This window comes from Chroococcidiopsis sp. SAG 2025, assembly GCF_032860985.1.
GTDB lineage: Bacteria > Cyanobacteriota > Cyanobacteriia > Cyanobacteriales > Chroococcidiopsidaceae > Chroococcidiopsis.
In genome coordinates this window covers 358303-372921 of sequence record NZ_JAOCNC010000002.1, presented here as the reverse complement: position 1 = coordinate 372921, position 14619 = coordinate 358303, and the positions used below count along the sequence as shown (strand labels likewise).

The 14619-nt window shown below is 44.2% G+C and carries 8 protein-coding genes; all 8 read left to right on the top strand.

The genetic code is table 11. From position 1 onward, the window contains the following. Nucleotides 1-10 precede the first annotated feature (10 nt). Nucleotides 11-3637: a hypothetical protein gene (locus N4J56_RS34625; protein ID WP_317111267.1), complete on the top strand. Its 3627-nt coding sequence runs from the start codon at nucleotides 11-13 to the stop codon at nucleotides 3635-3637. Between the two features lie 30 nt (nucleotides 3638-3667). Beyond that, nucleotides 3668-6175, top strand: coding sequence for a VgrG-related protein (locus tag N4J56_RS34620; protein ID WP_317111266.1), 2508 nt, complete (start codon nucleotides 3668-3670; stop codon nucleotides 6173-6175). Between the two features lie 179 nt (nucleotides 6176-6354). Then, nucleotides 6355-6771 (top strand): GPW/gp25 family protein, encoded by a 417-nt coding sequence (locus N4J56_RS34615; RefSeq protein WP_317111264.1) that lies wholly within the window; start codon nucleotides 6355-6357, stop codon nucleotides 6769-6771. Nucleotides 6772-6773: 2 nt separating this feature from the next. Continuing rightward, entirely contained in the window at nucleotides 6774-9011 is a 2238-nt protein-coding gene (locus N4J56_RS34610; RefSeq protein WP_317111262.1) for a putative baseplate assembly protein, read from the top strand. Nucleotides 9012-9144: 133 nt separating this feature from the next. Then, nucleotides 9145-10290, top strand: a complete 1146-nt coding sequence (locus N4J56_RS34605) for a phage tail protein (RefSeq protein ID WP_317111260.1) — start codon at nucleotides 9145-9147, stop codon at nucleotides 10288-10290. Then, a complete protein-coding gene (locus tag N4J56_RS34600) occupies nucleotides 10259-11461 on the top strand; it encodes a DUF4159 domain-containing protein (RefSeq protein ID WP_317111258.1) in 1203 nt (400 codons plus the stop codon). The genes N4J56_RS34605 and N4J56_RS34600 overlap by 32 nt, the downstream gene beginning before the upstream one ends. A 362-nt stretch (nucleotides 11462-11823) precedes the next feature. Then, complete coding sequence (locus N4J56_RS34595; protein ID WP_317111256.1) at nucleotides 11824-13497, top strand: FHA domain-containing protein; 1674 nt, start codon at nucleotides 11824-11826, stop codon at nucleotides 13495-13497. After that, nucleotides 13494-14435, top strand: coding sequence for an FHA domain-containing protein (locus N4J56_RS34590; protein ID WP_317111254.1), 942 nt, complete (start codon nucleotides 13494-13496; stop codon nucleotides 14433-14435). The genes N4J56_RS34595 and N4J56_RS34590 overlap by 4 nt, the downstream gene beginning before the upstream one ends. The last annotated feature ends 184 nt before the right edge of the window (nucleotides 14436-14619 follow it).

The window sequence follows — 14619 nt, the reverse complement described above, 5'->3', positions numbered from 1 at the left end:
ATGAATTAAAATGTCACTTCAGCAACAGAATTCATCATCCACCAATCTAAAAAAAGATATAAAAGGACATGAATCTATTTCTTCATTTGGAATTGAACCTCCCTTCTTGGGGGCAAATAATCTTTTGATATCTCTTCAGTCCTTAGTCAAACTATCTAGCCTCTTATTAACTCCACGCCGACAGCAAAGTGACAATTTGTTCAAATTTCAACCCTTAATTGATTTTTCACGAATATCGTCTAAGTTGGTGCAAAAAGCGCTGGAGTGGAGTAGCGAACTCGATCCTTCAAAACTATTAATCTCTGAAATTTTGCAAGGAAACAAGAGTCATGAAGCCGTTAATGAAAACAGTGTTACATATCAAAATTTATCATCTCCTAAAATTCGCGTAGTTGACGAAATAGTAAGCGATCGCTCTGTAGCAAATATAGAAATCCAAACATCACCTCAAAAACAAAGAAAGAAAAAAACTAAAAAAGCTACTCAGTCTAAATCCAGAACAAAAGTCACACCTAAAAAAATAAACGAGCGACCAACGATAGCGCCTATTATCGAGCAAGTTCCTACTATCGACTCAAGCCCTCAACTGCAACATCAACTGCAAGCAAACATAGATTTTCCCCTGGTACAGAAAGAGGCAACAGTAGAGATAAATGGGCAACAAGACAAGCAAAATAGCGACTTGGATGCAGAGTTCTCCCTTCAATTGAGTGACACCAACAAAGGAGACGAGGGTGAGAAAGATAATATAGAATCCGAAATTACAGATGCGACACCTGCCAATCTAGGTATAATTTTAGAGCCTGACACGACAACTTCTAGCCAACTAGTGACGATAGGTGAAATTAGCGATCGCGAACTAACAGTACCATCAGGTACTCCCACTCCTGGCAACGTCGAACAGAACCTAGAGGCACAGCCACTTGTCGTTAGCGATCGAATCCCATCTTCTCCAGCGAACGATTCTTTTTTTTCCTTAGAAAATATTTCACAATCCGCCTCACTCACACCAGCTTCCCGTGCAGAGAATACCTCAGCTCAACCCGTACCCCCAGCAGTGCCTACGCTGCCAAATAGTGGCTCAGAAATTACGCCAGTTCCAACCAAGGCAACAATCGCATCAGGGCAAATCCCAGAACTACAACACTTAGAGCCAACCGTACCTAACTCTACTTCTGTAGCTCAAAAAGTAATACATCCTGGTATAACTCAGCAAAGTGTAGATGTAGAGCCGCTTGTCGTTACAGATCGCAACTTCACGACTCCAGAAGACATCCCAGCTAGCCAGATCGTTCAACCTAATAGCTTACAACCATCTGGAGAAACAGGCAGTCTGGCATCACCAACACCTATTCATTCCGAGCCGATATCTACTGTAGTTCCAAATACACCACCAACAGAGCCTACGACGATCTCATCTCTGGAAGCAGAAGTTCCCATACCTCAAATCAAAGAATCGGGCGATCGCCCCTACTCTAGCTCAGAGAATACACCACACTTCCAGCGAGTGACGCTAGAAAATGCACAAGAGCTGCAACAACCAGACGCACAAAAGATTTCCCCTGCATTGGACAATATTGGGACAGCGAATCTAACCACAGAGCAGCTTCCCCATAATTCCTCCAAGATTCCCCTCCAGTCTGCCTTAAATAAGGAAAGAACGGAGGTGACTACGCCGTTAAAAGCAGAGAGTTTAGGAAAATTACCTGCGTTACAAGTAGGGCAAGATGATATTAGCGATCGAGAGCTAACACTCGATCCTGCTCGTTCTACTCAAGAAGTTTCAAATCCTGATCCTGAGACGAGCCTAGAGGCGGAGCCACATGTCGTCAATCGCCAATTTTCTACTCCAGAAAATCTTCCCAGCGAAATTTCATCCAATCGGGTGCAGAAAGAGCCACAGAAAGAGCTAGAGCAGCAGACTGAATTTGAGACTGCTGAATTATTTCTGTCGGAAGTACCGGAAAATAAGAGTCATGAAGCGACCGATCGAAATAGCGTTAGCTCTGAAGATTTATTCTCTCATCCAATTGATGCCTTGGACGAGCCTGTACAACTGCGCGATTTAGTTAATCCAACCAGTCAAACACCAAATTCAAAAAACAAAACAAGAGAAAATACGAAAAAAGCGACTCAATTCAAATCGACAACCAGAAACACAACTGCTCATAAAACCGTATCAAATCTGACACAGCAAGTCCCGATTATCGATTCAACCGCTCAAGCACGCAGTCAACAGCCAGCTAACAGAGATTTTTCACCTGCACAGCCAGAGGATTTGCTTGAGGCAACGACAGAAGTAAGCAGGCAGCAAGACAATCTTCAGAGCGATTTAGATTTAGCATCTGCGGTTGAGCCAAGTGACATCAACAAAGGAGACGAAGCAGAAAAAGACGCTCTAAAATCTCAGATAGCATATACTATACCTGCTAGCCCAGACAGAATTTTAGAATCCGAGCCAACAACCTCTGTCCAACTAGCGCCGACAGGCAAAATTAGCCATCGAGAGCTAACAGTAATTGATAATACTCCTACTTCTGGAAATGTCGTGATTCCTGACAATGTTGAGCTGAGCGTAGAGGTAGAAAATAACTCTCCTGGTACGATCGAGCAGAGCGTCGATCCTGTTGAAACTCTGCAATCTCCTACAGACATTCCCTCAGCAGGCGATCGCGATTTATCAACAACTCGCCCAGCAGCGCCAGCTACTAGCTTTGAAAATCCCACCTCTGAACCAGACATTTCAGCTCAAAGCAAAGGCAGATTTCCCTTTGAGCAGCTTCCACCTCAAGGCTTGGCAGTAGGGGGACAAGTGCCAACTACTACTAATCTCTGTCGTAAGCCGATAGCACCGTCAGATACCGTACCTGCTATGCTGACTCCTGGAGAATTTGTAGTTAATGCTACAGATGCTCAGAAACATTTCGATTTATTACACCACATTAATCAGGGAGGCTCGGTAGAAAACTTACCTGAGATTTCGACTTTAGTCGAATCTTCAGATACTCCTGTCAATCCCACTTTGACACCAAAGCGTTTGGTGCAGCGCCAAATTCATGCTTCCTTACCTGGCGTTGTCAAAACTTTAGTTTCCCCAATACAGTTAGCGGCTGAAGCACAGCCTGCTTCTCCCCTCAATCCGCTACAATCCGATCTCTGGGAAACTCCAAAAAATTCACCTCATTTACCCAAAACTCACTACACTGCAACTGAGTTAATTTTTCGCAAACCCAATAATCCTAACCCTTCTGCTCCTACCACTTCAATTCCCGATCGGTGGTCTAGCGTTGAAGATTTACTATTGAGCAATGTTGCAACTGACAACAGCTATGCATCGACTTCTAATAAATTGCAGCATCAAAATTCAGCTACAGTATCTACTCCAGAAACTTCTCATCAGATGATAGTCAACTCGTTTGTGCAACCCAAAGGGTTTGATAAGGGGGGAGTGAGTGCTAATACATTTATCCCAGCAGAAGTTGTCACCCACACAATAGACAAGCCTACTGCATCTGCGACAAAAACTAACCCTAACGTTCTGGAAATGCTAGCACGGGAAATTTATCAACGTCTGCGTCAACGACTGGAACTCGAACGAGAAAGACATGGCTTTTACTCTAGACGTTTACCTTGGTAGTTCTCGATCTAACTTTGGAGAAAGACAACAATGCCACTTGAGAAAGCGAAACTTATAGTTCATAGTTCTCCCTTCAATCCTGAGGCTAGAGATATTGAGTTCATGTTCAATCCCACAGAAATTAGCTTTACACGAAGGGCAAACTGGGAAGACGAGCCTGGCAATCGTGGATCGTCCCTTTTGCCTAAAGTCAATTTTTCTGGGGTTGAACCTTATCAACTGACGCTGAGCAATCTTTTGTTTGATACATATGAAACGAAGACATCAGTAATGCAAAAGTACATCGACAATATCAAACAAAGTGTGAGTGCGCGGGCAACAGCTCCCTCGCGCCCACCTGTTTACATTTTTGTTTGGAAAAATAAATATTTTCATTGTGTCATAGAAAGCTTAACTTATAAGCTCACGATGTTTCTGACAGACGGCACACCTGTACGAGCGTTAGTAGACATCACTTTGCGAGAAGTCGATCCAGAAAATCTTCCTGGTGGTAAAGCAACTCCACCCAACACTCCAAAAACAGCAGATCCAAAACACCCCGCAGGCAAAGCAACTCCATCTAACGCTCAAAATGCAGCTTCAAAGCAATCGACTGGTAAACCAACTGCATCAGCTAACAATAGCCAAAGCCTTTATCTATCTGAACCAATTCTGAAACTAGGAGGCGCGATCGCTCCACCTGAGTTGATAAAAGACGTGCTGGAAATTTGTGTAGAGGAGAGTTTGCATTTGCCAGCAATGTTTACGCTGGTTATCCATAATACTTACCTATCAGCTACCGATCGCAGCGAGGCTTGGCGACACGAGCGCTATTTTAAAATAGGCGATCGCATATCAATTGGTTTTGCTGCTAGTACCACCGAAGACCGAGAATTTAAACAAGAAGTAAAAGTACCGAGCTTAATTGAAGCTGAAATTACCGCTATGGAAGTGAATTTCACAGATGAATCAAAGGCTCATATTGTTATCCGAGGTTATGATATTTCCCATCGCTTGCATCGCGGACGCTACAATCGGTCTTTTACAAATATTACCGACAGCGATATTGTCATGAAAATTGCTAAGGAGTCCGGTATCAAAATCGGTCGGCTCGATCGCAGTGGCACACCTTACGAGTATGTGTTTCAAGAAAACCAAACTAACATGGAATTTCTGCGGGAAAGAGCAGCGCGGATTGGTTTTGAACTGTTTGTGCAAGATAACAAACTCTATTTTCGCCAGCCCAAGAACGATGGATCTTTGTTGCTAAAGTGGTTAGATGAGATTAACAGCTTCAGCGTTCGCGCCACCAGCGCCCAGCAAGTCAGCAGTGTAGAAGTGCGAAGTTGGGACTACTCTAAAAAAAAATTAATTAATGAAATTGCTAAAGCTGAGAAAGTAGTCACAACGACGGGTAATGGTAAGGGAAGTAGCACCAGCAAGGCATTTAAAGGGGGCAAGCCTCCCAACATGGTTGTGGTAGACCAACCAGTTGCTAACGCTAGTGAAGCTAAAAAAATGGCTCAAGCTCTCTGCGACGAATTAGGTGGAGAGTTTATCTGTGCTGATGCTAAAGCCGATGGCAACCCCAAAATTCGCCCTGGCAAAGTCGTGCAATTAAAAGGAATGGGCATTCGCTATAGCGGTAAATATTACGTTACAGAAACCCGTCACTTATACAGCCAAAACGTTTACACTACAGAATTTAGCGTGCGCGGACTACACGAGGGAACCCTGCTTTCTACCTTAGCGCCCCAAACACATCTGCAACCAGGTCAAACTCTCATGGTGGGACTCGTTACTGATAATAAAGATCCTAAAGGCTGGGGACGGGTAAAAGTTAAACTACCAACGCTCAGCGAAAAAGATGACAGCAACTGGGCAAGAGTTGTTGGTTTAGGAGCAGCCAAAAATCGCGGATTTTATTGTTTGCCAGAAGTCAATGACGAAGTACTCGTTGGTTTCGAGCATGGAGACATTCATCGACCATACATAATTGGAGGCGTTTGGAATGGTGTAGATAAAACTGTTGAAACTGTAAATGAAACAGTTGACCGAAGAGGTAGAGTTAGGTTACGTACAATCAAAACTCGCACAGGGCACACTATTCAATTTGTCGAAGAGGATAGCCTTAGAACCAAAGCAGGCATTTATATAACAACAGCTGGCGGACACAATGTGCATCTTAATGACAGCAGAATGGAAAAGTCTGTCATGATTCAAACATCTGGAGGGCATCAGATAACAATGGAAGACCGCAGCGTGCCTCCAACTATTTCAATCAGTTCTATAGGAAATTTGTCATTAAGCGCTCGCGGAGAACTGTCATTAGAAGCTGGAACAAAAATGTCATTAAGCGCTCCAACTATGTTATTGGATGCTCAAGCACAAATGTTTTTAAGTGCTAATACAACTATGTTATTGAGATCTCCAGTCGTCATTGGACTTGCTGCGCCTAGAATTTTACTTGGCGGTATTCCTATACCACCCCCAGCATCACTCCCTCAGCTAGCACCACTCATTACTGCTAGCCAAGCGGCAAACATCAAACTGCCCTAGATACTAGCCAGAGCATAGAATTTTGGAGTATTGTTAACTGTCAACTGCGACAACGATAAGCTCATAACTCAATGTAAGCTATTACCCATATCAGCAATTCATTCGACTTTTAGCTAATAGAGATATCCTACCTTGCTAGATATTCTAGATCGCATATCTGGATCGCAAAGATTACCTATATGCCCCAGTTGTGGAACGAGCAGCAGCAAGAATACTTAGGCACGGGCTTGACTTTCCCTTTACAATTAAACGTGCAAGGAGAAATCAAGCTCAGCGCTCAAGCTCAGAAGGTCAAGGAATCAATTTGGATTATTTTACGTACTGGACTAGGAGAGCGCGTTTATCGTCCTAACTTTGGATGTCGCTTAGGAGAACTCACTTTCGCTCCCTTAAACACCGATACAATGCTGCGGATTCGCCTATATATCCTAGAAGCACTTCAGATTTGGGAACCTCGGATTATTGTTGATGATGTACATACCGATCCCGACCCGATACGGGGGCGCGTGGAGATTACCATCGACTATCGGCTAAAAGACTATCCTGACACTTACAGCTTTGTCTATCCGTTCTATCTGGTTTCAATGTCGGAGTAACTGTGGAATTTGACTTTCTGCCAAAACTGCCTAATTCTAACTTGGACGATCGCACTTTTGACGAATTAGTCGATGAGTGTATCTTGCGGATTCCCCGCTATTGTCCAGAGTGGACAGACCGCAACCTCAGCGATCCTGGCGTAACGCTGATTGAATTGTTTGCCTGGTTGACCGACCAGATGTTAATCCGCTTCAATCAAGTACCCCGAAAAAACTATATTGCGTTTTTAGAGTTATTAGGAATTCGCCTCAATCCTCCTACCCCTGCCCAAACAAACTTAACGTTTTATCTAACTACAGATCTACCATCAGCTTACACAATTCCCACAGGGGTAGAAGTTGCAACAGAGCGCACCGAAACTGAAGAAGCAATTATCTTTAGTACGGATGAGGACTTAACAATTGGAAAACCAACCCTGCGGCACTTCTTAACTGCCTCAACCGCAGAAGATACTCCCCAAACTTTTAGCGATCGCACCAGCCGCTGGGATCGTCTAGGAGAAAGTGCCTGGACGGGAAGCGAACAATTATTGTTTGCCGAACAACCACAGCCAGGAAATTGCTTTTATCTGGCGATCGGCTGTGCTGCTACTGTTACGGAGGCGGGAGAGTCGTCCCCTGCTTCAGAAGACTGCCTTAAGGGTAATGTCCTAGCTATTACTTTTTATGGAGCCAGAGGTACGCCAACTGGCATCGATCCTCACGCTCCCCCGCGCCGCTGGGAAGCCTGGAACGGTAAACGCTGGCAACCAGTATTATTAAGAGAATCTTACGATGCTACGCGAGGCTTTAGTTTTAATGAAATTGCCCAACGAGGAGGCGATCCCGAACAAGGGGCTGATGTAGTACTTCACTTGCCTCAAACTTTGCCTATTACTAGCTTTACAACTTACCGAGGGTATTGGCTGCGCTGCGTTTTAACGGCTGCTCAACCTCATCAACCTGTTTATACCAATTCGCCCAGAGTGACGGGGTTAGCCGTAAGAACCATTGGCGGCACTGTTCGAGCCAGTCAAAGTCTTTTGATTCGCGAAGAACAGCTGGGAATTAGTGATGGCAGACCAGGACAAAGTTTTGAGGTACAATCCCCACCAATTCTCGATCGCCGAGAGGGCGAACATATAGAAGTCACGCCTCCTAGTGGGCTGCCTCAAATCTGGCAGGAGGTTAAAGACTTTGCTGATTCTAGTTCCGCAGACCTACACTACACCATTGATTCTCTGACTGGAGCGATTCAATTCGGACCGCTAATTCGAGAGCCAGAGGCATTGAAACTGCAAACGCCGTCGGGCGATCGCCTGAAAGCATCACTAGCTGAAGAAACGTTCTCAGGTGGTGAATTACAGCAAAGGCTATTAGAGCATCAATATGGGGCAGTGCCTCCTCGCGGCTCTGTAATTATAATGGTTGCCTATCGTACAGGCGGCGGGAAAAAAGGCAACGTGCAAGCTGGGACGCTGCGATTTCTTAAGTCAGCAATTCCCTACGTTGCCAGTGTCACAAATCACTATCTAGCTCGTAACGGCGCAGATGCACAGTCACTCGATCGAGCCGTGTTAGAAGCGCCTCGGATACTTCGGACTCGCGATCGCGCTGTCACCGCAGAAGATTTTGAGGTCTTGACTCAACGCGCTGGAACCGGAGCGATCGCCCGCGTCAAGTGCTTAGGCGCAAGTGAGAGTCAAAGTGCTGGTCGTGTCAGTTTGTTAGTTGTACCTCAAGCTAATACAGATGCGATCGCTCAAGGACTGGGAATTCCACCGGAACGTTTTGCCCTCACATCTACACTGCAACAACAGGTAATGAACTATCTAGATGAACGCCGCCTATTAGGAGTACAGGTGCAGTTGCAAGTACCGGAGTATGTTGGAGTTACCGTTCAAGCCGAAGTAGCAATAGAACCAACCTACAACAATCCTACTGCGCGGCGGGAGATCTTGAATCAACTGAGAGTATCGCTCTATCGCTATCTCAACCCTTTGAGTGGAGGTTTAGAAGGGACGGGCTGGGACTTTGGTCGCCCTGTTTATACTTCTGATATTGTGGCTTTGCTACAAAAAACACCTGGAGTAGCTTACTTAGGAACTGTTTTATTATTCGCCCTGCGACGGCAAGGCGAAACTTGGCAGCGGCAAACCGCACCAGAACCATTCATCGATCCTGGTTCCTTGGGACTAATTTGTTCTTGGGCAAGCGATCGCCAGCGTTCCAGTCATGACGTGAGACAGATAAATGCGTAATTATTTCGTAATTATTAATAGACATTTAACTTCTGTACGGGCGGGTTTACCGATCGTATTTGACTCCGACCAGTATTTCGGGTGAGGATCGCCCCTACAATTTTTGACTTTTGACTTTTAACTTTTTTCAGTTATGATTTCCGCCCTCGATCGACACGGTATCAGCCTGCAATTAACTCCGATGCAACTACCTGAGGCTGTTCCTCAGTCTGGTTCGGTGTTAGCGGGGTTTAACGAGCTAGCAACAGCAGCAGTACAAGAGAATCCGTGTTTGGTGCTACACCCAGGAGAGCCTGCCCGCATGATACTGCAAGTGCAGAACTGGGAAGTCCATTCCCTACAACTGCTCTTTTGGGTTGAAGGTAACTTTCCGGCTGATTGGTGTCAGCTCGTACCAGAGACACCAAAACAAGTCATTAATACAGTCATTAATACAATTAGTAGGAGTGGTGCATGGCAGGCAATTGATTCAGAAGAGATAGAAATTCCAGCTAAAGGAAAATGGTCTGGAGAATTACTGTTTCTCATTCCTAACAATTTTTTTGAAGATTGGCAAGCAATTAAATCAGGTAACAAAAAACGCTTAAACCTTAACTTGCGCGGTTCTCTTTCAGCTTATACGCGCCACAGCCACAACCAGCAGCCCGTGCTGGAATTTATGCAGCAGGTTAACTTCGATCTGTACGTGCGTCCTCACAGTAATTATGTCAATTTTCTGCCGCTGCTATACCGAGAAGTAGACTTTATTAACCGCTTGATTAGTATCTTCGAGCAGACTTTTGAACCTGTTGTCAATAGCTTTAGTAGTATGTGGGCAAATCTAGATCCCTTGACTTCCCCACAAGCGCTGTTACCCTTTTTAGCCCACTGGGTAGCTTGGCATGTCGAACCCCATTGGAACCTCAACCAACAGCGGCGATTAATTCGTCACGCTATGGAGCTTTATCGCTGGCGTGGTACTCGTAGGGGATTGCGCCATTATTTACATTTATACACGGGCTTACCTTTAGATGACGACGTTCCACAAGAAGCTAATAAGCATATTAGCATCACCGAACCTTTCGGTGCGGGAATGGTGCTAGGAAATTCCCGTATCGGTGAGGATGCTGTGTTAGGTGGCGGAAATCCCTATCACTTTGTAGTACGACTGCGATCCGATCGCACAATTGACGAGCAGTTAGTACGGCAAATTCTTGACTCCGAAAAGCCAGCTTTTTGCACCTACGAATTAATTATTGAAAATCTTTATGACACGTCCCTTTCCCGCTCCACCAATTAATCCTTTTGAACGCCTACAAGTTGCTGACGGGCTGCTGATTAACGCCGAACGCTGGCGACACGCCCACAGTTACCACCGTCAGCGTCAGAACGTACACTATCAATCGCTGAATCAACCAGGTATAGTTTGTGGTTTAGGCGTGCGGGCGATCGCTGCTCCGAAAGAAGTAGCAGCTGAGTATCGCGATCGAAGTTGGTTGCAAATTCAACCAGGTATCGCGATCGATCTCGCTGGGAATCCAATTGTGCTGTCAAAGCCATTCAACTTTCGGATTACTACCGAATTACAGGATTCTGAGCCAGTTATGGTGTATGTAGTCGCAAGATATCGCGATCCAGATGAACTAGAAGCTCAAAAACAGCGTGAAATTGTGCAGGAGATGTTTCGCATTGATGAAAAAAGCACTTCTCCTGATATATGGGATGTTGAGTTGTGTCGAATTCGCCTGCAAATTGACAAAAAAGCGATTACCCAACCTGCTGATGTTTTCTTTCCAGGGTATGGCGATATCGATCTACGCTATCGCACTCAGGTTCAGGCTCGTCCCCAAGCTTTGCTGCGCGTTGCTCAAGTCAATTTCGACGATTCTGAGTCTAGTCAAAATTTTTTCAATCTCTCCTATTTATTGCAAGCGGTTGAAGCACTCTATCCATCACTACGAGGAGGAGAAATTATCGATCGCGTCGATTGGAAAACCGATCTTCAAATTTACGATCTTTTGTATCTCACAGGTAAACAAAAATTATCGCTTAACGCTTCCGAATTCAAAGCACTAGAAAGATATCTTCAATCTGGTGGTATCTTACTTGTAGATGTGCCGTCAGAGGCAACTGAGCTAATTGAATCCGTACAATCCTTAGCTGCTCAAGAACTGAAAACTCCTCTCAAATCGCTAGAACAATTGCGGCGCGATCATCCTTTACGCACTCGACCATTTTTATTCGCTGCATTGCCACTAGTAGATCGGCAGACGATCCAACTTTTGTGTGGTGGGGGTTTGATCTTAGCGATCGGTAACTTAGGCAGTGCTTGGGGACTAGATGAAGGACTAAGCTTATCGCGAGTCACGATTCGTACTGCTCAAGAACTAGGAGTCAATATTTTGCACTACGCCTGGAAACGTCGGCAACTTATGAATCTGCAAAAAGAAGATTATTCAGGACAGTGGTAGGAAATCGTTCATATCATATTAGTAAGCTTTTTTAAAGCGATCGCGCTATTATCTAAAAAATCTATCTTTGTTGGAAAAAAAATTAGACAGAAGTCGAATTTCTTTTTCTTCAATTTGATGTTTAATAAAGTCATATTTTGCCCTAAGCTCTATCGAGCGGAAATCCGCAAAACCATATACAGCAAAACTTTTGATGAATCTAACCATAAAGCTACGAACTACTGCTGAAGATTGCGATCGCTCCCATAACAATCCCATCTGACTTGTGCAATTCAAGCGTGGTGTGTGATGTCTACTTTACAATTGCTTAGTCTAAAGATTACCCTAATTCAAGTCATCGAATGCTAGTACAAGGAGACTACATGAAACTTAAAATTATTAATTCTCAAACCAATGAAGAACTTCAAGAGTTCGACTTAGCATCAGCAATTCGCAGCGATGGAAAATGTATTGTTGGTCGTTCTGCTACTTCTGGCTTGGTTCTCGAAAGTACTGATATTAGTCGCAAACATGGTAAGTTTTCTTACAAAAGCGGCAAATATTATTTCACTGACACGGGCAGTTCCAATGGCTCTTTAATCAATAATCAAGTTGCTACAAAAAATAGAGCTTATTTACTCCAGGCTGGAGATGTAATTCATCTAGGAGAGTTTCTGCTAATTCCACAACCGATTAGCGGAGTTTATGAAGATGCTACAGTTATCGCACCAATAGCGTTTGCACCTTCATCTAATGGCGCGAAACCTATTATTTCAGAAACTCCATCTTCACCAGAAGCGATCGGTGAGATAACACCCGTAGACGAAGCCCCCGCAGAGGAAATTCCAGCAGCGACTGCTGAACTGGAGAATATGGAACAGTCCGATCGCGATGATATTCTTTCAGAAAAGTTGAGTGAAAATAGCTCGGCAAAAGTTACGGATGTTGTGGAAGCATCAATCCCGCCAGAAGTAGTGGCAGGCACAACAGAAATGCCCGATGCTAATATTGCCGAGTCCGATGTTGCCGAGTCCGATATTGAAGATATCCTTGCCGATGCTTCCTTAGAACAGCCTCATGAAGATATCTCAGCAATAGCTATGGACAAATCCACCATCTTACCAGAGTCGATATCACCAGAAGATATGGCAGAAAGCGATACTTTTGAAGGGGCGAGGAGTGAGGAGCGAGGAGTGAGAGCGACATCACCAGAAGATATGTCAGAAAGCGAGATTGCAGAAGATATAGCAGAAAGTGACACCGCAGAGATTCTCGCAGCTATTGCCGAACAACCAGAGAGCGAAGAATCAAATACCAATACTCCAGTTGCAGAAGAGATTGTTACAGAAGAGATTGTTGAGGAGAATGTGGCAGTGGTTGCAGAAGATTCAGTACCAGTAGAAGTTGCGGCAGCAAGTACTGTAGGAGAATCTTCAGAGCCTTCTACGCCAGCAGCTAGTATACCAACGGAAGATCTAGCAGTTGAAGCCGCATTCTCTGAGAACACTTACATTCAAACCGATGTGCCTAACTACATAAGTATGGAATCCACCCATGCAATAGTTCCTACAACCAATGAAGTGACTGACGAAGAACTTAGCGATCGCGATGATATTTCAGCAGTTCCAGAAATCCTCAAGGAAAAATCTATTGTTCTCCTAGCTCATGATAGCCAAAAAGCAGAGTTAGTTGATTTTATCGAGCGCCATCAAGCAACTTTCTCCAAATGTTTGTTTATGGCTCCTGCTGCTATTAGCGAAGCTTTGATGCAATACGACATACCTGTGAGCCGCAAACTACCTAACTTAACTGCTGGCGGCTATCAAGAGATTAATTCGGCGATCGCCTCTAAAAATCTTCTAGGTGTAATTTTCCTGCGAGATTTCTTGGTTCCCCAGCCGACACAAGCAAATGATGAAGCTTTGTCTAGATCTTGTAATGTGAATCAAGTGATTTTAGCAACAAATCTGGCAACCGCTCAAGCTTTTGAAGGATATCTCCAGTATTTAATTGCATCCACTCCAAAAGTTAGCTTGGCTAAAGGATCGGGGCAATGAAAATTAAAGTGTTTAATTCGCAAACTCAGGCTGAAACTACTGAACTAGACTTAAATGAAATATTTGAACGGGAGGATACTTGCTTAATAGGTCGCTCTGAAAACTCTGGTTTAGTTTTGGATAGCTCTGATATCAGTCGGTTACATGGTAAGTTTTTTCAACAAAATGGAGAGATTTATTATACCGATCTCGGTAGCAGAAATGGCTCTTTAATTAATGGTCAAGCCGCTGTAGTTAATCAGGATTATCTACTCAAAAATAGGGATGCGATCCAAGCAGGAGAATTTGTCTTAATTATTCAAGAAACTAGCGATTTTTCTGAAGATGCGACAGTTGTTAAACCATTAGATGCTGTTGCATCTTGGCATTTTGCTTCCAGTGTCGAGGTGGTTGAAGCTGATGTCGTGTCATCAAATGCTTTGGTGAAAGCGACACCACCAAACATCGAAGTAGACGATCCCAAACAACAAACTCTAGCATTGTTTGCCGCAATCAATAAACTCATTCTCAATGAGTTACAGGGTGCGGGTAACTTAACACGAGAGGCATACCTCAAGGCAATTCGTAAAGCGCGTGAGTCAATTGAAAGCAAGATTTTGCTTGAACCAGAGGAGATTGAAAAACAGGCAGAAAAGCAATGGCAGTCATTTGTTAAAAGTACTTCAGAAGTTAGCAACCGTCTTGGCTCTGTTGCTGCGAAAAAAACTTCACAACTAGGCAGTCAATTAGGTTCTGCTGCTGTGAAAAGAGCTGCACAGCTAAAAAATCGTCTCGGTTCTGCAACTAAAGCTGCTTTCAACTCTGCTTGGAGAGAGATAACAGCTCCTCAGAAACCCGATCCAGAAAGTGCAGATAGACAAGCAACGTCCGATTCACTCAACAACTTAAGTCCAGAAAATCGAGAGCAACAAGAGAAATCAGAAGATTCTACACCATAATCTACAAATCATATTCTGCCAAATTACTACTGGGAGCGGGGTATGGTTAACATCGATTAATTTCTCGAAACCTCCTCTAGGGGCTGTCTTACAAGAAATGACGTTTGGACAAAAGTGTTTACCATACTGCACTCTCATTAGTAACTGACACTAATGCGATCGCAAATCAACATTTCTCAGTTAG